This window comes from Actinosynnema sp. NPDC004786, from assembly GCF_053601135.1.
On sequence record NZ_JBSGBG010000016.1, the window covers coordinates 125,314 to 146,069 of the forward strand.

Here is a 20,756-nt window from a genome sequence, read left to right on the forward strand (position 1 = left end):
TTAGGCCGACAGGAATAACTTTGATCCCTAAGGCGATCACCACTGGCACTGCATACAGCTAAGCAAGCTCGCTGCCATTATAGTCAACTGATCTTTGAATAGGGAACCGGACGTATGACTGATGATAGAGAAGCGCGACGTCACGCGCGTCAAGTTCGAGCAGCACTGGAGCGCGACTACGTTAGCCACATTTACGCGGGCGATCTTCAGCAGTATGGCACGGCGGACGCGGAGCAACGACTGCTTTCACGGGCGCTGACCGCACTGGCCGTGCGGATCGTTACTGGAGTAGACCCAGTCAAGGCCGGCGATTTCGTCATCGACGGCATAGCCGATCAAGGTATTGATGCAATAGCACTGCGCAAGGAACCGCCGCATGTCTACCTCGTGCAAGCGAAGTGGAGCGACACGGGTACGGCGAAGATCGGTCGAGAGGCCGCGAGGGAACTGGTCAGCGGCCTAGACTATCTCGATCGCGAACGGTTCAGTGATTTCAACGCACGCGGTGAGGCCCTCGGGGAGGCAGCGTCTTTTTTAATGGTCGAGGAGAATGCGCCTATTACCCTTGTCATAGCACTGATGGGCACAGCAACCCCCGGTCCGAATCCAATACGGGTACTCAACGATGCAGTGGCACGTTTCAATCAAAACGGACCCCGACTGGACTATCGATTCTTACATGCTCAGGATTTTATCCAACAGATTCGCCAAGACCGTGAACCCGAGCCGATAAATCTAGATGTAACGCTGAGCCCGTGGCATCAACATGACGGATTGCATACTTCCTTTCAAGGCTCAGTACGGGTCGAGGATGTCGCGGCGTGGTCAACTCAGTATGGCGCCGGCCTGTTCCGTTCAAATATCCGCGATCCACTCGGTTCGACTCGTACGAATAGCGGGATCGTACAGTCTCTAATCACTGAGCCGGGTAACTTTTGGTACCGAAACAACGGCATCACTGTACTATGTGAAAGCATCAAAGCCCGGCCTGGCTCGATGCAATTTCCACATAACCTGCCGATGCAGTTGACCGCCTTGAACGCAAGCGTTGTCAATGGCGCTCAAACTGTCACCGCGATCGCCGAAGCGATGCGTACTCACCCAGAAATCGCCGCACAGGCGAAGGTTGGTGTCCGGGTCATAGCAACTAACGGGGCCGCTGGGTTCGCCGAAGATGTCACCAAAGCAACCAACCTGCAGAACAGTGTGGAGGCTCGTGACTTTATTGCGCTTGACCCCGTTCAGAGCGAGATCCGCGAAGACTTCGCCGTTGACCTGAATAAGCAGTACACGATCAAGCGCGGTGCCCCTGATCCGTCGCCTGAATCAGGCTGCTCGATTGTGGAAGCCGCTGCCGCACTTGCCTGCCTGCATCCGGTCGCCGATTATTCTGCGCGCCTCGCCCGCTCACTCGATCCACTTTGGGAACGCGGCGAACGCGGCGCATACGAGGTGCTTTTCAACCCACGCCCTTCTGCCTTACAGATCTGGAGAGCTGTCATTACGGTGCGGGCTGTACGCGAAAACCTACACGCGACGCGCTCGGAGCGAGAGGGCAGAGCCGCCGTTGTGGCACAACACGGTGAATATTTGATTGCCCATCTAGTATTGAAACACTTAGGCGTGTCGCAGATCGATGAGTACGGATACCCATGGGAGGCCGAGATACTGCCACGCGTCACGAATGCAGTTGCCGCACTCGTACCATGGCTCATTCACCACACTGACGCCGAATACGGTGCCGATACACAGATACGCACTATCCTCGCGAATCCCGAACAGACACGACGTCTAAGTTTCCTCGCCTTAAGCTCTGCGGAAACGGGAGAGAATCCCCCACCTCTGCCGGCTGAGTACACGCGAGCTAAGCCTGAGCGCAAGCCACGCCGCCCGAACACCGTTCCCTACCTAGTTGACGCGCACGCGATCGCTGAGGGAACTCCGCTGGTTTACAACAGCCCCGTCACCACTGAGAATTTGGCGCTCGCCGGATGGCTCGCCGAGGACGAACGCCGCAGCCGGGCGACTTGGGTTAACAGTCGTACGAAGCCGATCCTTTGGGAAGCTGATCAGCAGCAATATTCCCCTTCTGGTCTGATTCGGAAGATGTGGCAGCTCGCCGATTGGAAGAGACAACCCGTCGCGAATCAGGGAACCACACGGTGGCTAGTTAACGGTAGCGAGAGCTTGTGGGCGCTGGCTCTACGCCTACAGGATGAGGCTCCCCCCGAGTAGCGGAAATTCAGCCAACAGGAACATAGATTATATTGGGAGCACGTTCTCATGCCTTTGCTCGAAGGTCTGTCTTATACAGAAAAGCGCCAAACCGAGAGCGTGAAAGTTATTTAGGTTCGCACACCAGGCGGGCTGCACTCCTAACTGTCAGAAATATAAATCACAACGAGGAGACAGGTCAGGCGGACGCGACATTCATACGAGAATTTTCCATTTCTTCAGGCGGATGATGACCCACACGGCGGTCCACCTGAAGTAGTTGTCCTGCGGTTCTGCATCTACGGCCGGAGAAACCTAGGCTGAACAACAGCTAAAGTATATTACCTGCCAGATCTATGTGGTCCATGATGACAACACTGAGGTTGCTTTGAGTAGTCAAGTCGACGGCACGCGTCAGCAGGTCGTCGACTATCTACGCAGTTACGGCTTTTCATAGCCATCATAGGATATATCACGGTGTGAGTACGCCGGTGACGACGTGACGTGGTGACAGGGCAGTGAAGTGGATACATGGAAGGAACCCGCCGTGACGCCGCTCGACATCTCTTACTTCAGCGACGACAACCGCGCCGACGAGCCGGTCACCGTCGACTCCGAAGCCGCCCTCGACGACGTCCTGACCGACATCCTGGCCAACCCGCAGCCGCATCCGACCGTGGTGTATGCCCAGAACCGGCCAACGGTCGGTCCGGCCGAGTTGCCTGACCACCAACTGAAGTTCGACTTCGACACCCAGCACCACGTCGCCGCCGTTCACCTGTTCGGGCCGACAGACTTCCTGCCGGACGAGGCAATGAGTGGCGCGGAAGACACCGCAGCATGGATTGCCCTACCTCGGCAGACCGACACTCGGGTTCCTAACGGAGTGACGCTCTACATCGACAAGGACACGCGTACCGCGTTTCCCAAAGAAGCCGCTCTTCCGCTGAACCTGCTCCGCGAACTCCTGCACGAGTTCATGCGAACCGGCAAACGCCCTACATGCGTCGACTGGCAGCAGACCGACATCTTCTAGGGTACTGACCGGCGTAGTTCCTCGCCAAGCTCACGGTTGTGGAGCGACGGACGAACATTCCAACACGACCGAACCGACCGGTGCCTGACTCGCCCATGCGATCCGCCGCCGACGCGCCCAAGCCTGCCTCGGATGAACCGGCGGTCGTGGGGCTTCACTAGAGATGACACGTCGACTCTTGGTGCCGTTGCGCGTGCTGGTCAGAGCGACCCTGCTTTGGACGTTCGGATCCGCACCCAGGCGGCGGGGGCGGAGGTGAACCGGACGTCGGTGCCCTTCCCCATCACCGTGACCGACACCCGGTCCCCCACCGGCACCTGCGCCACCCTGCCCGGCAGTCGGTAGCTCCAGCCGCGCACCTCCACGTCGGCGACCGCGGCGAACCTGAGGTCGAACCGCACCCAGTCGTGCTCAGGCGGCGCCTCCCAGCTCCGACGGGTGGCTTCGTCCAGCGGTCCTTCGAAGGACGCGGTGATCGCCTGGTCGCGTTCGTCCCAGTGCAGGGCGTAGAGCTCGAACGCCGACAGGTCAGATGTGCTCATGGAAGGTGTCGATCTCCGGTCCGGGGACCGCCGTGTACAGCCGCTGGTCCAGCCTGCTCGTGAACTTGTGCGGCCCGTCGTCCACCGCATCCGGGGACGAGTTGTGGGCGCTGATCTTGCCGAAGCGAAACTGCTCGGCGCACGTCAGCGTCAGGCGCAGCGACTCGCCTGTCACGGATACGGCCAGCCTCGCCCTCGGCCGTTGCGTGAACTCGACCGACACGGTGGCCGGGAGCACCGCGCCGCCGGAGAGCCGGACGTCGTCGACCGCCAGGAACCCCAGGTGTGCCTGCACGTAGCGGTATCCGGGCACGTCCGAGACGACCGGCAGGTCGACGCGCAGCGTGCAGCCCGGGCCGCGGCGCTCGAACCGGATCGACCGCAACACCAGGCCGGTGAAGTCCGGGCCCTGCGGGTAGAACCGGGCCAGCAACTTCTGGTCATTGGGCAGGAGTCGTTCTGCGCCGGTGATCAGTGCTGCGGATGGGTCAGACGGCGACGGCTCCTGAGGTGTTGGCATGACGTACTCCCCATGCGAGTGTGAGCAGCGTCCAGGCTGACAGGTCCTCACCCGCCAACCGTGCCCAGAGGCGGGCGAACTCCGGTTCGGTTTCGGGCCAGGTCCTCCTGGTCGAAAGGCGCCCCGCCCAGGTGCGCACCGCCAGATCGGCGTACGGGTACAGCGCGTAGTCGTTGGTGAGATCGGCGACGGTCGCCCCCGCAGTCCATGGGCCGATGCGCGGCACGCTCTGCAGCTCGTCCCGTAGGATGGCCGGGTCGAGTTCGCCCCACTTCGGGCCGAACTCCAGCACTGCCTCGGCGGCGGCTTTCAGGGGACGGCGCTTGAAGGCCATCCCCAAGGCGGTGAACTCGTCGTCCGGGAGTGCCAGGACGGCTTCCGGTGTCGGAAACAGCCACGCTGGCCCGTGAGGCGTGAGGACTTCCTCTCCGTGCGTCTGGCAGAACGCCCGGTAGAGCTTGCGCGCCTGACCCGCTCGAATCACCTGCCGGATGATCGACGTCGCCAGGGCGTCCCACAGGTCCGGGTTGCGCCAACGTCCTACCGTGCCGGCCGCGCGCAGCACGTCCACCACCTCATCGGTGCCGGTCAGCCCATCCGGGTCGACGACATCGAGCACGGGAGCGCCCCCCTCGTCCCGCACCCGGTGTGCCTTCGTCCGGTTGCCACCAGTCTCTGTAGGTGTGCAGGTCAGCACCCAGGTGGAGCTGCCGGAACGGACGGCGCGATAGGCGGTTTCGCCTACCGACAGCCAGGAGGGATGGTCGGTCATCACCGAGGACACGATCACAGCGAGCTCCCTGGGGCGGGTTGGCAACCGCCCATGATGCCGATACCACTCCGTCGTCTCGGGAGATCGGCCAGCGTGGCGGATTCACGAACGAGTTGTCGGAGAGTCCGCCGCCTAGGCTCAGCCACATCGTCATGCGCAGCGACCACCACCGTCCCCCGCGACCAACAGAAAGACCAACCGCGGGTTCGGGCACTAGACCCCCGCTGACGGCCGCACCGACCATCCTGGGGTCATGGCACCGGCGCCGAAAACTGACGACGGCTACGGCCACCGAAAAGTCCCCGGGCAGATCCACCCAGCTGGGTTAGTGAGAGCTGGAGCACACAGCTGACAACATTTCGTCCAGAGCGACCGCCTGCTCCAGATTTGCTCCAGCTCGGCCACCGCAGTCCACAATGGACGGAAAAGCAAGATCGCCCGCCACCTGCATTACCGCAGGTCAGCGGGCGAATCAGACGAACCATTTACTTGTGGAGCTGAGGGGACTCGAACCCCTGACCCTCACACTGCCAGTGTGATGCGCTACCAGCTGCGCCACAGCCCCTTGCCTGCACGTTTCCCGGCGGTTGGGGCCGCCGTTCTCGTGTGGCAATACCGTACAACACCGCCCCCGCCCCGACGAAATCGGGGGGTACCCCCAACGCGTTTGCCCTGGTGGGCGCGGTGTCGGGCTACTTCAGCAGGGTGGTCAGCCAGTCGCGGTCGTCCCAGTCGACGACCTGGCCGTCCTTCATCACCGTCGGCGTGCCAGCGAAGTTCCCGGTCGCCTTCACGGCGTCCAGCCCGGCCTGCGCGTCCTGCTCGTGGGCACCGCCGTCCACGCACTGCTGGAACGCGTCACCGGTGATCCCGAGGTCCGCGCCGAGCTTCGCCAGCTCCGCCTTGGTGTACCCCGGCCCGCCCTCCTCAGGCTGCCGCAGGAACAGCGTCTCGTGGTACTCCCAGAACTTGCCGGCGTCGGCCGCGCACAGGGCCGCGTTGGCCGAGTCGCGGGAGTACCCCTCGGGGTCCGAGTAGCGGTTCAGGAACGGCAGGACGTGGTAGCGCACGCGGAGCTTGCCGGCTTCGATCTCCTGCTTGATCTGCTCGCCGTAGGTCTTCTTGAAGTTGCCGCACGCGGGGCACAGGAAGTCCTCGTAGAGGTCCAGGGTGACCTTCGCGTCGTCCCGGCCGACCACGACCGCGCCGCCGTCGCGCTCGATCGGCGCGGACACGCCGGTGACCGGCGGCAGGTCGGCCAACGACGGCTTGGCGTCGGAACGGCTCCAGAGCACGCCGCCGACCACCACGGCGGCCAGCACGACGACGACCACGACGCCGATGACGATCCGGTTGCGGTCGTTCGACGTGCCACGCGCCGTCGCGACCGACTTGGCCGCCAACTGCTGCTGCTTCTTCTTCCGAGCGTTGCGCTCCGCGCCACCCACCGCACTGCCCTCCCGGTCACACCCGCCCGCAGGCTACCGAGCGATGCTGAGCGGAACCTGAGTGGTCAGGCGTCCGGTTGGCGGGGCCGGCCCGCCAGGCGCTCGCCGACGGGCACCTCCGGCCCCTCGTCCAGCCGGCCGGACTCGCCGGCCACGTCCGCCGCCACGTGGGTCTCGTCGGCCTTGGGCAGCGTCTCGGGCGCGAACAGCCAGAACACCAGCGCCAGCGCGGCCATCGCGCCGGTCACGGCGAACGCCGCGCCGTAGGAGAACCGGTCCGCCAGCACGCCGGCCAGCAGCGGTCCGACGATGGCGCCGCAGTCGGCGACCATCTGGAACGCCGCCAGCACCGGCCCGCCCTTGGCCTTCGCCCCGATCACGTCGGCCACGACGGCGTTCTGCGGCGGGTTGAGCAGTCCCGCTCCGACGCCCGCGACGAGGGACGCGACCATGAACATGGGCACGTTCCCGCTGTACCCGAGCCACACCGTGCCGATCGCGGACACCGCGAGCCCCGCGATGGCCACCGGCTTGCGGCCGATGCTGTCGGCCAGCTTGCCCGAGATCATGAGCACCGCGGCGTTGCCCGCGGCGAACACCGACAGCGAGATGCCCGCGACGGCGGGCGTGCTGCGCAGCGCCTCCACCACGAACAGCGGCACCAGCGAGATCCGCACGCCGAACACCGCCCAGCCGTTGGCGAACCCCGAGGCCAGCGCCGCCCGGTAGGCCGACCGCCGCACGGCCGTGCGCACGGACATCGTGACCTGCTCGGTCGAGTTGTCCAGCGCGGCGAGCGTGGACCGGCGCAGGAACCACCAGACCACGAGCGCGGCCACCACCAGCGCCGCCGCGTAGGTCACGAACGGCACCTGGATGGAGATCTCGACCAGCAGCGCGCCGACGATCGGGCCGCCGATGTTGCCCAGCAGGAACCCGGTGGCCCACAGCCCGGACGCCCGGCCGCGCATCGGGGCGGGCGTGATGCGGATCAGCAGGCCGACGGCGGCGACGGTGAACATGGTCGACCCGACGCCCGCGAACGCCCGGAACACGATGAGCTGCCAGTACGCGGTGGCGAAGCCGCACGCGCCGGTGCCGACCGCGACGATGAGGATGCCGACGATGTAGACCCAGGTCTCGCCGAACCGGTTGACGAGCCGGCCGCTCATCGGCGCGAACAGCAGCCTGACCAGCGCGAACGAGCTGACCACGGCGGACACGGCGAACGTGCCGACGTCGAAGCTCTTGGCGTACGCGGGCAGGACCGGCGCGACGATCCCGAACCCGAGGGCGATGATGAAGCTCGCCACGACGAGGACCCACACCTCGCCGGGTAGCCGGGGCTTGGCCGTCTTCTCCGAGCCTCGCCCGTCGGTCCCCAGCACCGCACGCCCCTTCCGCTCACCGTTAGCTGTGCTAAGGATATGCGGTGCGGCAACTAAATACTCAATCGAGCAGTTCGTCGACCCTGCGCGCGTACGCGGTCACGGGGTAGCAGACGTCGAACCCGCACGCCTCCACGAACCGCTCCCCCGCGCCGCCCTCGGCCACGTGCCCGGCCACCAGCAACGCCCCTGCCTCCCGCAACGCCGCCACCGCATCCCGCACCAAAGCCCGACCCAGCCCCCGCCGACGACGCGCCGGCCGCACGACCGCGTGCTCCACCAGCCCCACCCGGCGCTCGGTGAACCCGGACGCGAATCCCCCGATCCGGTCACCGTCGTCCACCACGACGAACACGCACCGCGGGTCGTCCAGGCGCTGACCGAGGTGCCGCAGCAGCCGCGGCCCGTCCACGCCCAGGTCGTCGGCCAGCAGCTCGGCGATGCCCGGCAGGTCGGTGTCCCGCGCCGGCCGCACCAGCGACGACCGCGCCACCTCGCCCCGGTGCACGACGGCCAACGCCTCCTCCACCGCGTGCCACCCGGTGTCGTCGGCGATGCCCTCGATCTCGGCCACCGTGGTCGGCGACGCGTACAGCACCGCCTCGGCCCGCCCCACGTCGGCGAACGTCTGCTCCAACCGCATGAGCGTGCCCGCGACCTCGGCCGACGACCCGTACACCGCGCACGCGTGGTTGCCGCCGGGCAGCGGGTTGTCGCGGTTCACCACGACCTGCGCCACCCCGACCCGGCCGACCTTGCCGTACCGGACGGCGCCGGCGGCCAGCCGGGCGGCCTCCACCAGCCCGGCCAGCTCACGGGCCCGGTACGGGTCGAGCAGGTCGGGGTCGTCGGGATCACGCAGCGGGTCGACCACGACCTCAGCCTCGCACGTCCCGGCCCTTCCACGTCGTCGTGCCGCGCAACGCCCGCCACGCCGACTCCAGCGACAGCGCTCCGAACGTGACGTAGGCCGCGGGCGCGAGCACGGCCGCGGCCCGCGGCTGCCGGGCCCGCTCCAGGAACGCGTACTCGGCCGCCGACTGAGCCAGCCACGCCAGCAGCCCCGGCTTCGACCCGCGCAACGCCGCCACCACCGGCACGGCCCCGTACGCGATGTGCGCGAGCCCGGTGGACGCGAGCGACAGGAACGCGCTCGCGGGCCCTTTCGCGTACAGCGACGTGCCGGCGACCATGCTCTTGCGCATCGACGCCCACGTGGCGCCGAACGTGTCCAACCCTGACGTGGTCAGCGAGTCCGCGCCGTCCACGTACCGCGTGCGACCGCCGGAGTCGCGGACCAGGGTGGCGAAGCCCACGTCGTCCGCGCGCGACCCGGCGATCGCCGCCCAACCGCCCGCCCGTTCGCACGCCGCCCGGCGGACCAGGATGCAGTGGCCGACCGCCAACGCCATGCCGCGCCGCCCGTCGACCGTGGTCGTCTCGAACAGCAGCTGGTTCACCGGCGCCAGCAGCAGCCACCACCCGGCGCTCGGCCGGGTGCCCCGCCCGGACGTCGACACGAGGTCGAGGTCGTCCCGCCGCGCGCCCGCGACGAGCCTGCCGACCAGGTCGGGCGCGGCCTCGGTGTCGGCGTCCACGAACAGCAGCCAGTCGGTGTCGGCGTCCGCCGTGCCGACGTGCAGCGCGTGCACCTTGCCCGCCCAGCCGGACGGCGGCCCCGGGCTCGTGATTAGCCGCACGCGCGGGTCCTGGTCGGCGTGCCGCCGCACGACCTCGGCGGTGCGGTCGGTCGACGCGTCGTCCACGACCACGATCCGCAGGTCCCCGTAGTCCTGCTTCCGCAGGCCGGCCAGGCACCGGTCGATCGTGCGCTCCTCGTTGCGCGCGGGCACCACCACGGTGACCGAGCCGCCGTCGACCGGGCGCGTGGGCAGCCGTTCGACCTCCCGCCACACCTTGATCGTCACGGCCGCGCGGGCCAGGGCCACCGCCGCGCCGAGCACACCCCATTTCCCCATGCGCCCAGGTTGGCACACTGGCGGCGTGGAGTTGCCGAACCTGCCGATCCGACCGCTGCTCGGCGAGATCACGGGCACGTTGACCGCGCACGGCTCGGCGGTGCTGGTGGCGCCACCCGGCACGGGCAAGACCACGCTGGTGCCGCTGGCGCTGGAGGGCCGCGTGGTGGTGGCCGAGCCGCGCCGGCTGGCCGCCCGTGCCGCCGCCGCCCGGATGGCGAGCCTGCTGGGCGAGCCGGTGGGGCGGACCGTGGGCTACTCGGTGCGCGGCGACCGCAGGACCTCGAAGGACACCCGGGTCGAGGTCGTCACGTCCGGCCTGCTGGTGCGGCGGTTGCAGCACGACCCGGAGCTGGCGGGCGTCGGCACGGTGCTGCTGGACGAGTGCCACGAGCGGCACCTGGACGCGGACCTGCTGCTGGCGCTGCTCCTCGACGCCCGCGCCGGGCTGCGGCCGGACCTGCGGCTGCTGGCGACCTCCGCGACCGTGGCGGCCGACCGCCTGGCGCACCTGCTGGGCGACGCGCCGGTGATCCGGGTGGAGGCGCGGACGTTCCCGGTGGACGTCGAGCACGTCGCGCCGGCCCGCGGCGAGCGCGTGGAGGCCACCGTCGCCCGCGCCGTGCGCCGGGCCTTGTCCGAAGTGGACGGCGACGTGCTGGCGTTCCTGCCCGGCGTGGCGGAGATCCGCCGGTGCGCGGCGCTGATCGGCGACGACGTGGACGTGCTGCCGCTGCACGGCCGCCTCGCCACGTCCGCGCAGGACGACGCCCTGCGGCCCGGCTCCCGGCGTCGGGTGGTGTTGGCGACCGCGATCGCCGAGTCGAGCCTGACCGTGCCGGGCGTGCGGGCCGTGGTGGACTCGGGGCTGGCGCGCGTGCCGCGGGTGGACCACCGGCGCGGGCTGTCGGGGCTGGCCACGGTCCGGGTCAGCGCGGCGGTCGCCGACCAGCGCGCGGGACGGGCCGGCCGGGAGGCGCCGGGGCGCGTCTACCGGTGCTGGCCCGCGCACGAGCACAGCACGCTGCCGCGCTACCCGGAGCCGGAGATCCGCACCGCCGACCTGACCCGGCTCGCGTTGGAGCTGGCCTGCTGGGGCGTGCCGGACGGTGAAGGGCTGGGGTGGTGGGACGCGCCGCCGCGGGGCGCGCTCGACGCCGGCCGCTCGGTGCTGCGCGCCCTCGGCGCGTTGGACGGGCACGGCGCCACGGAGCGGGGCCGCCGGATGGCCGACCTCGGCCTGCACCCCCGCCTGGCGCGGGCGCTGCTGGACGGCGCGGCGGCCGTGGGCGCGCGCACGGCCGCCGAGGTGGTGGCCCTGCTGGACGACGACCGCGCGAACCCCGGGATCGAGCTGTCCACCCGGGACGCCGACCCGCGCGAGGTCCGCCGGCTGGCCGCGATGGTCGAGGGCGACGGTCGCGGCGACCCGGCGCTGGTGGTCGCCCTCGCCTACCCCGAACGGCTGGCGCGACGGCGTGCGGCCGGGTCGCCGGTGTACCTGATGGCCGGCGGCACGGCGGTGGAGCTGCCGCCGGGCAGCGGGCTGGCCGACGCCGAGTGGCTCGCGGTGGCGGTCGCCGACCGCGAGGCGGGCCGGGCCCACGGTCGCGTCCGGCTGGCCGCGCGGGCCGACGAGGAGCTGGCGGTCACGGCGGCGTCGTCGCTGCTGTCCGTCGAGGACGACGTGCGGTGGGACGGCGACGTGGTGGCGAACCGGCTGCGCAAGCTGGGCGCGATCACGTTGTCCGCCAAGCCGCTGCACGACCGCGACGCGATCCGCCGGGCGCTGCTGGCCGGGCTGCGCGCGGAAGGCGTGAGCCTGCTGCGGTGGGACGCGGACGGGCTGCGCACCCGCGAGCGGATGGCGTTCCTGCACCGGGTGCTCGGCGACCCGTGGCCCGCGGTGGACGACGAGGCGCTGCTCGCCGTGGTCGACGTGGGCGACTCCCGGCGGCGGGCCGACCTGGCGCGCATCAGCGGCGAGGAGGTCGTGCGGCGGCTGCTGCCGTGGCCCGCGGCCGTCCGGTTCGACGACCTCGCGCCGGACCGGCTGAAGGTCCCTTCGGGTTCACGCATCCGGGTGGACTACTCGGGACCGGAGCCGGTGCTGCCGGTGAAGGTGCAGGAGGTGTTCGGCTGGACCGAGACGCCGCGCCTGGCCGACGGCCGGGTGCCGGTCGTGCTGCACCTGCTGTCCCCCGCGGGCCGGCCGACCGCCGTGACCGGCGACCTCGCGTCCTTCTGGCGGACCGGATACCCGCGGGTCCGGTCCGAGCTGCGCGGGCGCTACCCCAAGCACCGCTGGCCGGAGGACCCGCTGACCGCCCCGCCGGCCCGCCGTTGAACGACGACGGCCCCTCCCCGGGGTGGGGAGGGGTCGTCTCGGTGGTGGAGCTTCTCCGCCGATATTCAAACCGCCCACCAGAATATGTTTGCTTCTCGCCTAACGTGGGAGCACCGAAGATGACGCCGCGCGGTGCAAGGATATATTCGCCGACACCGCTATCGAACAGATCCGACTGCGAGTGCACAGTTATACAGTCATAAGCGGTAATACTGCCGACCATTTGACCGACGCGCCCGTACAGAGTTAGCGGTTCATGCTTTTCAGGGGAGTCGATTACTTCGAAGACCGAGTTCTGCTCATCTTGATTCACTGCAACGTAACTCGGCCCCGGGCGCAAGTCTTCGAATAGCTGTATCCGGATACCGTCCACCGTTCGATACAAGCGACCCGGTGTGCGCTTCTCCTCTTCGCCGGCTTTCCAGAACTGCCCAAATAGATCGAATGGTTGATTGACACCAAGCTGGGACATATCGCTTTGTACCACTGTCGAGGACAGAGCGTAGAAGCGACGCACCGAGAGGCTCTCAAATAGCCCTACGAGCACAACCGCCTACGGTTCGTTACCTACGTGATCTCTGACGTGCCGCCAACACCGGGATCGCCGCGACCTTCTCCGCCGATAGCTCATCCCACAGCAGTCCCCGCGGTCGCCGTGGCTCCGGGCAGCGGATCGCCGTCTCTGGTGTCACGATCACGTCGACGCTGAAGTCGTGTGCGGTCTCGGGCAGCTCGTCGTCCACCACCTGGAGCGCGTGCACTGTCGTCACGATCGTGGTGTCTGACCCAATGAGACCAGCTTCCTGAAGCAGTGCCACCTCGATGTCCGAGTACCCAGCGCCCTTGCCGAGGCGGACCCCGCGCCGGTTCACCGCCACGCTGCCGCAGATGATCAGGTCGACGGAACTCATGGCATCAACATCCACGTGGTGACCGACTTGGGCAGCGGTATGCCGCACAGCCGCTTCCTCCGGCGTGATGTCGAGCTTCTTCGGGTCGAGCACGATGAAGGGTCGTTCACCGGCGAGCTTGGGAACCGCCATGTAGACAAGCTTGCCTTCACGCAGCGCTCTGGCGCGCACCGGTTGCTGAGCAGTATCCGGTACCGCCTTGATCACCCGTGCAGCCTTCCACTCGGGTAGCTCCGCCAGGCGGTCGGCGGCCTCCTCGGCACCGTAGAAGGAGGGGATGCGGCCGTGGACGCCAGGCGGAACGGCATGTTCGCGTTCCAGCAGTACCCATACGCGTTCGCGGGCAGCCTGCTTCGCCTGATCGACGTCCGCCACGTCGGCCCTCCTACTTCGTTGCCATCAGCGTCATCACCCGGTCGTAGACATCTTGCACTTCGGGCTCCTGACGCCACGGCTGCATCTCGCGGCAGGCATCGAACAGGATGTTGAGCCCGCCCCCGCCCCAGGTCAGTTCGATCACGTCCATCGCCTCGTGCAGCGTCCCGGCGGCCTCGTCCACCTGGCCTTGGCGCAGACGGGCCAGGCTGAGGTTGCCGAGCACGATGGCCGCAGACTTCGAGCGCTCGCGGAGTTCGGCAGCCGTGGCGTCGAGGATGCGTGCGGCTCTCTCTGCCTGGCCGAGGAAGAGGTAGCACGACCCAGTCAGTCGCCCGCGGTGGGTCGGGGAGAACAGATCGAACGCCACATCGTCGGCGTCGACCTGTTCAAGGCGACGATCAGCCTCTCCGAGCATCCGCTCGCAGTCGGTCAACTGTCCCATCATGGCGTGGGCCTCGGCGGCGTGGAGCGCGGCAAGACCGCTGAGCACCTGGCTCGTCTCCGCAGTGGTCTCGGCTGCCCGCAGAGTCAGCGCCAACCCAGTAGAGGGATCGTTCTCGCCGTAGAGCGCCACGTAGCTCTTGCGCAACCAGGCCAAGCCTTCGGTCGCAGGGTCGCGGACTCGTTTGGCGGCTGTGACGGCTCGGTCGAAGTAGCGGTGAGCGGTGCGATGGTCACGACGCTGCGAGGCGTCCCAGACGAGCTGCCCCATCAAGATCGCACTCTCAGCCTCGACCGCGCTCAACTCTCGGCGGACACGGTGTGCTTTGGCGTGTGCTGAGAGAAAGGTGATCTGCCCCAACGCCTGGCCTGTTTCCGCGAGGAGCGAGGTCGAGGGCGCCCGGTCGTAGCGTTCATCGAGGTTGTGAACATGCTGCCGCAGCTGTGCCACAGTAATGAGGTCTACGGAGCCGGACTGCTCCAAGGAGTGGGCGAGGCGATCACGTGGCTCGCCATGCCCACCAGCCGCGAGTACCTGATCAAGTCTGTCGAGTGACATCCTCAGCAGGCGGGCCAGCTTCGGGCGCTGGTACGGAAGAGGCTCTCTTTCACCAGCTTCCCAACGCACCACCGTGGAACGGTCGACGTGCATGGCCTCAGCGAACGACTCTTGGGTAAACCCGGCCGCTTTCCGTGCCCGCGCAAGACCGATTCGCCGTACCGCCATCGGATGACCTCACTGGCATTGTCTTGCCGGTGATCCGGTTGGTGTTTCGCCTGGTCAAGGGTACCCCTGCGCCACTGTGGCCCCACCTGGGCGTGGGTTTGTCCCTGTTGGCCGCCCCTGCGGGATTCCACTCTTGATCTCGGCCCCAGCGCCAGGCGATGCACCTGGAAGGGCACACCGGCGGATTGCCCCGACCAACATCATCTGCCGGTATGTCGCGCGCTGATCCCTGGCGTTGGGTGCCCCGCCAACGAAGACCTCTCCGCAAGGAAGCGCCCCAGCAATGACATCCAAACGTACTCCCAAATCCACATAGGGGGAAACGGCGAAGCCAGGCCACCATGCCGCACACCATCCGCAGGCGTACCGATGTCTTCACCAAGGCCGCACGACTCGCAGGCTTCCACTCGGACTACGCGCTCGCCAAAGCCATGGACGTCAACCGCTCCACGGTCGCACGGGTGTTGAGCGGTGAGCTGCGTCCCAGTCCGGCATTCATCGGCGGGGCATTGGTCGCCCTCACGCCCATGCAGTATGACGACCTGTTCGAGGTCGTCCCTGCCTCCACTCCAACGGAAGATCACTCAGCAGAAAGGCAAGGCAGTGCCGACCAGCACGCCGGACAACCCACCACCCACGACCTTGCAAGCCGCCCTGAGCTACGCCGAACTCGGCTGGCCCGTCCTCCCGGGAGCCGTCTGGAAGGGCGGACACTTCGCTGACCCGGCTACCGAGCAGCCGGTCACCAGTCCCTGTCTCCGCCCGATCGAGGAAGCGACCACCGACGCCGAGCTGGTGGCGGAGTGGTGGTCGACGCCGGGGCTGCACGAGCCCAACGTCTTCACGGTGACTGGTCCGGAGGTGGGGGCGTTCGCGGTGGCTGACTCGCTGGTCATGGCGCTCGCGGATGACCCCTGGTTCTCGAAGCTGCCGACGCCGGTGCTGGCCTTCCCGAACATGCCCATCGCCTACTTCCTCGTCCGGCCGCCACTGCCCTCGGTGCTCCTGAGCGACGAGGCGCGGGTCATGGAGGCCGGGATGCCGATGCCCCTGCCGCCGAGCGCACTGGAGACCACCCCGGTGACCTGGCTCGTCACCCCCGAGCAGGCGGGCAACCGCCTGATGCCCGGCGACGTGCTGGCCGGCCTGGTTCAGAGCTTCGAGAAGAGGAAGAGCGCGTGACCGAGCTGGCCAAGCAGGCACTACTGACCATCCCGAACAGGCCGTGGACCAGGGAGGGGTTCACCAGGCTCATGCGCGAGTTGGCCGTCGCCGAAGCACCCCGGCTGTTCGCCATCGTGGAGGAGTACGGCGAGGCCGAGGACGCCCGCGTGGCGGGCTACGGCCTGGCCTACGAAGACCGCGCCGACGTCAACTCAGTCGAAGGTGACTTCCAATTGCACTCCCAGAGCGCGGACAGCGCCCGGACGCTCTTCGAGATCAGCTCCCGATCGGCGGGAGTGCGACAGGTGCACGTGGTGTGGCTCGATGAAGCCGCGGTGACCGCCCAGCAGCACTGAAGGCGGACCACTCGACAAGCACGGCAAGACGGAAGCCGCAGGAGGTGGCCAGGGTGATCGAGGGCCACCTCCTGCGCTTGTCTCTAGAAGATCGAGAAGTCCATGTCTTCGCGTCCGATCAAGCCTCTGGATCCTCTTGACGGGCGCTGTGCGGCCAGCAGTTCCAAGACATCGAGGCCGCCGTCGACAGGCACCTCGGCACCGTGCGCCTCAGCGGCAGCTTCCAGTCCACCGTCCGTCGCCAGCTCGACCAAGCCCTCCTCGGAGAGCAAGCCGTCATGAGCAACCTCAAGAAGCGACTCGGTGCCCGCTTGGACGAGCTGGACACGCGAGAGGATCGGTTGCTCGACCTCGGCGACCCCGACTGGCCCCGCGCCAAGCTCAAGAAGAAGCTGGCGGACATCGAACGCGAGCGGACTGAGATCCAAGGCCAGCTCACCGACACAGCGAGCAAGCTAGATCAGGATCGGGAGTTCTTCGCCGCCGCCCTCACGCTCCTGTCCAACCCACAGGGCTTCTACCGTCGAGGCAGCGATGCCGTGAAGCGGGCCGTCGTCAAGGTCATCTTCTCCAAGCTGCACGTCGATGCCGAGAACATCGCCGGGCATGACCTGACCGACGGCATCGCCGGACTGGTCGAGGCTGGAGCCTCCCTCTACGCCAAGAGCGGCCCCCTCCCGAAGGAGGAGGCCGCTCTTGATCTTGCTACCGACGCCGACCTACTCGGCGTGGTCCTTGCGGACCACGGTCCGAGTAGGGCCGCGGTGGTGGAGGTGCCGGGAATCGAACCCGGGTCCTCTGCCGCCTCATCAAGGCTTCTCCGTGCGCAGTCCGCTACATCTCTACTCGGCCCCGGTGATCACGCGGACAAGTCACCGTGATGAGCCCAGCCACTGTGGGTGTCCCGACCGTTCCCCGTGGCCGGGAACGGTGGTGAGCCTCCTGGCTGATGCCGGCGACCGGAGCGGAGGCTTCCCCGGGCCGACAGCGTCGCTCCTGGCCTCAGGCGGCGAGGGCGAACGCGCGCTGGTCGTTAGACTCGGCGCTTATTGGTTTGCGATGACGCTTGCGGTGGTCTCTCGCCTGCACCGGCACGCTTCCCTTGAATCAACGCACAAAGTCGAAACCGTTCACCCCCGTGTCGTGTGGGTCTTGCTCCGCACAGCATAACGCCCCGCGCCGACGTGTCATTCCCATTAGCCGGGTAGGGCTGTCCCCACCCCGCGCCGACCGGCCTACCTGATGGTCCCGGGCCACACGATCGGGCGATGCTGGTCCGGTACACCGGGGAGTGAGAGTGGGGAACATGGTGACGAGGGTCAACCCCGACATCGGCCGGATCAGCGGGTACTTCCTGCTCAACCTGGTCACGGGCATCTTCTGGTCCGTCCTGCTGGTGACGCTGGGGTCGGTGAGCATCGGCACCGCCGTCATCTGGGTCGGCCTGCCGCTGGGCGTGCTGACCCTGGTCCTGGCGCGCGGCGCGGCGACGGCCGAGCGGGCCTGGCTGCGGGCGACCCTGGGCGTGGACATCCCCCGTCCGTACCGGCCGCTGCCCGACGGCACCGTCCCGCGGGCGAAGGCCCTCGTGAAGGACCCGGCGACGTGGCGCGACTACGCCTACTGGATGCTCATGCTGCCGCTGGGGGCGTTCGAGTTCTCCGTCACCGTGGCGCTGTGGTCGGTCGTGCTGGGCACCGTGCTCCTGCCGTTCTACCTGCACTGGCTCCCGGCGACCTGGGAGGTCACGTTCAGCGACGGCACCGTCTGGCTGATCGACTCGTTCGCCAAGGCCCTCCCGGTGAGCGCGCTCGGCCTGGTCCTCGGCGTCCTGGCGTACCGCCTGCTCAAGGCCCTCGCCCGGGGCCACGCGGCGCTCGCCCGCGCCCTGCTCGGCCCGACCCGCTACGGCGAGCTGTCGGCCAAGGCGGAGCAGCTGTCCGCCAGCCGGGCCCGCGGCGTGGAGGCGGCCGAGGCGGAGCGCCGGCGCATCGAGCGCGACCTGCACGACGGCGCGCAGCAGCGGCTGGTGGCGGTGGCCATGGGCCTCGGCCGGGCGCGCAGCAAGATGGAGTCCGACCCGGACGCGGCCCGCGACCTCATCGCCGAGGCGCACGCCGACGCCAAGCTCGCCATCTCCGAGCTGCGCGACCTCGCCCGCGGCATCTACCCGTCGGTGCTCGGCGACCGGGGCCTGGACGCGGCGCTGTCGTCGCTGGCCGCGCGCTCGCCGATCCCGGTCGACGTGGAGGTGGACGTCGAGCCGCGCCCGCCCACGGCCGTGGAGAGCGCCGCCTACTTCACCGTCGCCGAGACGCTGACGAACATCGCCAAGCACTCCGGCGCGACGCAGGCCCACGTGAAGGTCCACCGCACCGAGAACTCCGTGGTCGTGGAGGTCACCGACAACGGCCGCGGCGGCGCGGAGGTGCGGCCGGGTGGTGGCCTCGCGGGCCTCGCGGACCGGGCTGCGACCATTGACGGCGTGGTCGTCGTGGTGAGCCCGGTCGGCGGGCCGACCGTGATCCGGACGGAGCTGCCGTGCGCGTGGTGATCGCGGAGGACTCCGTCCTCCTCCGGATGGGCGTGCAGCGCCTGCTGGCCGACGAGGGCATCGAGACGGTCGCGGCGGTGGAGGACGGCGACGCCCTGCTCGCCGCGATCGAGGAGCACCGCCCCGACCTGGCCCTGGTGGACGTGCGGATGCCCCCGACGTTCACCGACGAGGGCCTGCGGGCCGCGATCGAGGCCCGCAGGCGCGTGCCCGACCTGCCGGTGCTGGTGCTCTCGCAGTACGTCGAGGAGCGGTACGCGGTCGAACTGCTCGCGGGCGGCGCGAACGGCGTCGGCTACCTGCTCAAGGAACGGGTGGCGGACGTGTCGGAGTTCGTGGCCGCGCTGCGCCGGGTCGCCGGGGGCGGCACGAGCATCGACCACGAGGTCATCACGCAGCTCATGGTCCGGTCCCGGCGCAACCCGGTCGACTCGCTCACGCAGCGCGAGCGCGAGGTCCTCGGCCTGATGGCGGAGGGCCTGTCGAACGCCGCCATCGCCGCGGCGCTGGTCGTCTCCGACGGCGCGGTGGAGAAGCACGTGGGCAACATCTTCGCCAAGCTCGGCCTGGAGCCGAGCACCAGCGAGCACCGCCGCGTCCGGGCCGTCCTCGCCTACCTCAACCTGGGCTGACGGCCGGGGCGAGGCCGAGCAGCCGGGCCCCGTTGTCGTGCAGCACGGCCCGCAGGAACGGCTCGCCCAGCCGGTCGTCGGCGGCGGCCCACCCCTCGATCGCGGCCAACTGCACCGAGTAGTCGTACGGGATGTTCGGGAAGTCCGACCCGAGCACGACCCGGTCGGCGAGGTCGACCAGCCGGGCCGCCCAGTCCCGCGGCAGCGCCGCCCGCGCCTCGGTGAACGGCACGCCCACCATCGTGGTGTCCAGGTGCACCCCGGCGTACCGGCCGGCCAGGTCCAGCGCTTCCCGGTACTCGGGCATCCCGGCGTGCGCCAGCACCGCCACCAGCGACGGGTGCCGGCGCAGCACGTCCTCGAACACGTCCAGCCCGGTGTGCGCGCCCGGCAGCGGCCCGTGCCCGCAGTGCACGACCACGGGCACCCCGGCCTCGGCCAGCAGGCCCCACGCGCCGTCGAGCGCCCGCGGGTCGTACCCGCCGACCTGCACGTGCGCCTTGAAGCACCGCGCGCCGGCCGCCAGCGCCCGCGCCACGTACGCCTCGACGCCCGGCTCCGGGTACAGGGTCGCGGTGGGCACCGCGCCGTCGACGCGGGCCCCGAAGTCCAGCGCCCAGTCGGTCAGCCACTCGCCCATGCCCGGCTTGTGCGGGTACACCAGCGGCGCGAACCCGACCACGCCGAACGACCGGAGCACGGCCAGCCGCTCGTCCTCGGGGAGCCGGTACCGGATGCCCCACTCGACGCCGTAGTGCCGTGACGCCTGGTCGAAGAACGCCCACACCTTGTCCAGCACGCGCTGCGGCATGAAGTGCACGTGCACGTCGACCAGGCCGGGCAGCCCTTCGGGCGTCAATACCGGCCCTTCAGCGCCCGGCCGTGCGCCTTCTGGATCTCCCGCTGCGCGTCCCGCTTGGCCAGGTCCTGGCGCTTGTCGTAGGACTTCTTGCCGCGCGCGAGCGCCAGCTCGACCTTGACGTAGCCGTCCTTGAAGTACATCGACAAGGGGATGAGCGACAGGCCGCTCTCCTTGGTCTTGCCGATCAGCCGCTCGATCTCGCTGCGGTGCAGCAGCAGCTTGCGCTTGCGCCGCACCTCGTGGTTGGTCCAGGTGCCCGCCACGTACTCCGGGATGTGGAGCGCGTGCAGCCAGATCTCGCCGTCGTCCACCTGGGCGAAGGCGTCCACAAGGGATGCCCGGCCCATGCGCAGGCTCTTCACCTCGGTGCCGACGAGCACGACACCCGCTTCGTAGGTGTCGAGGATGGTGTAGTCGTGCCGAGCCTTGCGGTTCGACGCGATCACCTTCTGACCGCGTTCCTTGACCATGACCGAAACCTTACG

At 68.5% G+C, this 20,756-nt stretch carries 20 protein-coding genes, 1 tRNA gene and 1 other RNA gene; 7 read left to right on the forward strand and 15 right to left on the reverse strand.

What is annotated here, in order from left to right:
• Positions 1-114: 114 nt before the first annotated feature.
• Together ACWEFJ_RS16975 and ACWEFJ_RS16980 are read left to right on the forward strand one after the other, a co-directional pair.
• Positions 115-2,235 (forward strand): AIPR family protein, encoded by a 2,121-nt coding sequence (locus tag ACWEFJ_RS16975; protein WP_449714288.1) that lies wholly within the window; start codon positions 115-117, stop codon positions 2,233-2,235.
• A 526-nt stretch (positions 2,236-2,761) separates the two neighbouring features.
• Complete coding sequence (locus tag ACWEFJ_RS16980; protein WP_449714289.1) at positions 2,762-3,250, forward strand: Imm1 family immunity protein; 489 nt, start codon at positions 2,762-2,764, stop codon at positions 3,248-3,250.
• A gap of 200 nt (positions 3,251-3,450) precedes the next feature.
• On the opposite strand, the gene ACWEFJ_RS16985 is transcribed toward ACWEFJ_RS16980, so the two are convergent.
• From ACWEFJ_RS16985 to ACWEFJ_RS17020, 8 genes are all read right to left on the reverse strand, one after another.
• Positions 3,451-3,792, reverse strand: coding sequence for a hypothetical protein (locus ACWEFJ_RS16985; protein WP_449714290.1), 342 nt, complete (start codon positions 3,790-3,792; stop codon positions 3,451-3,453).
• Complete coding sequence (locus tag ACWEFJ_RS16990; protein ID WP_449714291.1) at positions 3,779-4,225, reverse strand: hypothetical protein; 447 nt, start codon at positions 4,223-4,225, stop codon at positions 3,779-3,781. The genes ACWEFJ_RS16985 and ACWEFJ_RS16990 overlap by 14 nt, the downstream gene beginning before the upstream one ends.
• Before the next feature lie 55 nt (positions 4,226-4,280).
• Entirely contained in the window at positions 4,281-5,102 is an 822-nt protein-coding gene (locus tag ACWEFJ_RS16995) for a DNA-3-methyladenine glycosylase family protein (protein ID WP_449714292.1), read from the reverse strand.
• Between the two features lie 474 nt (positions 5,103-5,576).
• A tRNA-Ala gene (locus ACWEFJ_RS17000) sits at positions 5,577-5,649 on the reverse strand.
• Between the two features lie 127 nt (positions 5,650-5,776).
• Positions 5,777-6,532, reverse strand: coding sequence for a DsbA family protein (locus ACWEFJ_RS17005; protein WP_449714293.1), 756 nt, complete (start codon positions 6,530-6,532; stop codon positions 5,777-5,779).
• A gap of 65 nt (positions 6,533-6,597) precedes the next feature.
• Positions 6,598-7,920: an MFS transporter gene (locus ACWEFJ_RS17010; protein ID WP_449714294.1), complete on the reverse strand. Its 1,323-nt coding sequence runs from the start codon at positions 7,918-7,920 to the stop codon at positions 6,598-6,600.
• Positions 7,921-7,981: 61 nt separating this feature from the next.
• A complete protein-coding gene (locus ACWEFJ_RS17015) occupies positions 7,982-8,794 on the reverse strand; it encodes a GNAT family N-acetyltransferase (protein WP_378094194.1) in 813 nt (270 codons plus the stop codon).
• A 4-nt stretch (positions 8,795-8,798) separates the two neighbouring features.
• Positions 8,799-9,899, reverse strand: coding sequence for a glycosyltransferase (locus tag ACWEFJ_RS17020; RefSeq protein WP_449714295.1), 1,101 nt, complete (start codon positions 9,897-9,899; stop codon positions 8,799-8,801).
• On the opposite strand from ACWEFJ_RS17020, the gene hrpB reads away from it, so the two are divergent.
• Positions 9,898-12,246, forward strand: a complete 2,349-nt coding sequence (hrpB, locus tag ACWEFJ_RS17025; protein WP_449714296.1) for an ATP-dependent helicase HrpB — start codon at positions 9,898-9,900, stop codon at positions 12,244-12,246. The two genes, ACWEFJ_RS17020 and hrpB, sit on opposite strands and share 2 nt — an antisense overlap.
• Positions 12,247-12,809: 563 nt before the next feature.
• On the opposite strand, the gene ACWEFJ_RS17030 is transcribed toward hrpB, so the two are convergent.
• On the reverse strand, positions 12,810-13,532 hold the full coding sequence (locus ACWEFJ_RS17030; RefSeq protein ID WP_449714297.1) for a 5-formyltetrahydrofolate cyclo-ligase: 723 nt from the start codon (positions 13,530-13,532) through the stop codon (positions 12,810-12,812).
• A 10-nt stretch (positions 13,533-13,542) separates the two neighbouring features.
• On the reverse strand, positions 13,543-14,703 hold the full coding sequence (locus tag ACWEFJ_RS17035) for a helix-turn-helix transcriptional regulator (RefSeq protein WP_449714298.1): 1,161 nt from the start codon (positions 14,701-14,703) through the stop codon (positions 13,543-13,545).
• Positions 14,704-15,306: 603 nt separating this feature from the next.
• Here ACWEFJ_RS17035 and ACWEFJ_RS17040 point away from each other — a divergent pair.
• Positions 15,307-15,885, forward strand: a complete 579-nt coding sequence (locus ACWEFJ_RS17040; protein ID WP_449714299.1) for a bifunctional DNA primase/polymerase — start codon at positions 15,307-15,309, stop codon at positions 15,883-15,885.
• Positions 15,882-16,223 (forward strand): hypothetical protein, encoded by a 342-nt coding sequence (locus ACWEFJ_RS17045; protein ID WP_449714300.1) that lies wholly within the window; start codon positions 15,882-15,884, stop codon positions 16,221-16,223. The genes ACWEFJ_RS17040 and ACWEFJ_RS17045 overlap by 4 nt, the downstream gene beginning before the upstream one ends.
• Positions 16,224-16,306: 83 nt before the next feature.
• On the opposite strand, the gene ACWEFJ_RS17050 is transcribed toward ACWEFJ_RS17045, so the two are convergent.
• The 3 genes from ACWEFJ_RS17050 to ssrA all read right to left on the reverse strand — a co-directional run bounded on the left by ACWEFJ_RS17050 (position 16,307) and on the right by ssrA (position 17,361).
• Positions 16,307-16,651 (reverse strand): hypothetical protein, encoded by a 345-nt coding sequence (locus ACWEFJ_RS17050; protein ID WP_449714301.1) that lies wholly within the window; start codon positions 16,649-16,651, stop codon positions 16,307-16,309.
• A 27-nt stretch (positions 16,652-16,678) separates the two neighbouring features.
• Positions 16,679-16,831, reverse strand: a complete 153-nt coding sequence (locus ACWEFJ_RS17055) for a hypothetical protein (RefSeq protein ID WP_449714302.1) — start codon at positions 16,829-16,831, stop codon at positions 16,679-16,681.
• A gap of 157 nt (positions 16,832-16,988) precedes the next feature.
• Positions 16,989-17,361: a transfer-messenger RNA gene (ssrA, locus tag ACWEFJ_RS17060) on the reverse strand.
• 168 nt (positions 17,362-17,529) lie between these two features.
• Here ssrA and ACWEFJ_RS17065 point away from each other — a divergent pair.
• Both ACWEFJ_RS17065 and ACWEFJ_RS17070 read left to right on the forward strand, forming a co-directional pair.
• Positions 17,530-18,777 (forward strand): sensor histidine kinase, encoded by a 1,248-nt coding sequence (locus ACWEFJ_RS17065; RefSeq protein WP_449714303.1) that lies wholly within the window; start codon positions 17,530-17,532, stop codon positions 18,775-18,777.
• Positions 18,765-19,409 (forward strand): response regulator transcription factor, encoded by a 645-nt coding sequence (locus ACWEFJ_RS17070; RefSeq protein ID WP_378094175.1) that lies wholly within the window; start codon positions 18,765-18,767, stop codon positions 19,407-19,409. The genes ACWEFJ_RS17065 and ACWEFJ_RS17070 overlap by 13 nt, the downstream gene beginning before the upstream one ends.
• Here ACWEFJ_RS17070 and ACWEFJ_RS17075 read toward each other — a convergent pair.
• Entirely contained in the window at positions 19,396-20,268 is an 873-nt protein-coding gene (locus ACWEFJ_RS17075) for an amidohydrolase family protein (RefSeq protein WP_449714304.1), read from the reverse strand. The two genes, ACWEFJ_RS17070 and ACWEFJ_RS17075, sit on opposite strands and share 14 nt — an antisense overlap.
• Positions 20,265-20,741, reverse strand: a complete 477-nt coding sequence (gene smpB, locus ACWEFJ_RS17080; protein WP_378094171.1) for an SsrA-binding protein SmpB — start codon at positions 20,739-20,741, stop codon at positions 20,265-20,267. The genes ACWEFJ_RS17075 and smpB overlap by 4 nt, the downstream gene beginning before the upstream one ends.
• Between the last annotated feature and the right edge of the window lie 15 nt (positions 20,742-20,756).

Excerpts from the sequence above, each read along its gene's own strand:
- ACWEFJ_RS17065 (WP_449714303.1), top strand. The coding sequence starts at position 17,530 with ATGGTGACGAGGGTCAACCCCGACATCGGCCGGATCAGCGGGTACTTC.
- ACWEFJ_RS17055 (WP_449714302.1), bottom strand. The coding sequence starts at position 16,831 with ATGCCCGGCGATGTTCTCGGCATCGACGTGCAGCTTGGAGAAGATGAC.
- hrpB (WP_449714296.1), top strand. The coding sequence starts at position 9,898 with ATGCGCCCAGGTTGGCACACTGGCGGCGTGGAGTTGCCGAACCTGCCG.
- smpB (WP_378094171.1), bottom strand. The coding sequence starts at position 20,741 with ATGGTCAAGGAACGCGGTCAGAAGGTGATCGCGTCGAACCGCAAGGCT.
- ACWEFJ_RS17035 (WP_449714298.1), bottom strand. The coding sequence starts at position 14,703 with ATGGCGGTACGGCGAATCGGTCTTGCGCGGGCACGGAAAGCGGCCGGG.
- ACWEFJ_RS17020 (WP_449714295.1), bottom strand. The coding sequence starts at position 9,899 with ATGGGGAAATGGGGTGTGCTCGGCGCGGCGGTGGCCCTGGCCCGCGCG.
- ACWEFJ_RS16975 (WP_449714288.1), top strand. The coding sequence starts at position 115 with ATGACTGATGATAGAGAAGCGCGACGTCACGCGCGTCAAGTTCGAGCA.
- ACWEFJ_RS16985 (WP_449714290.1), bottom strand. The coding sequence starts at position 3,792 with ATGAGCACATCTGACCTGTCGGCGTTCGAGCTCTACGCCCTGCACTGG.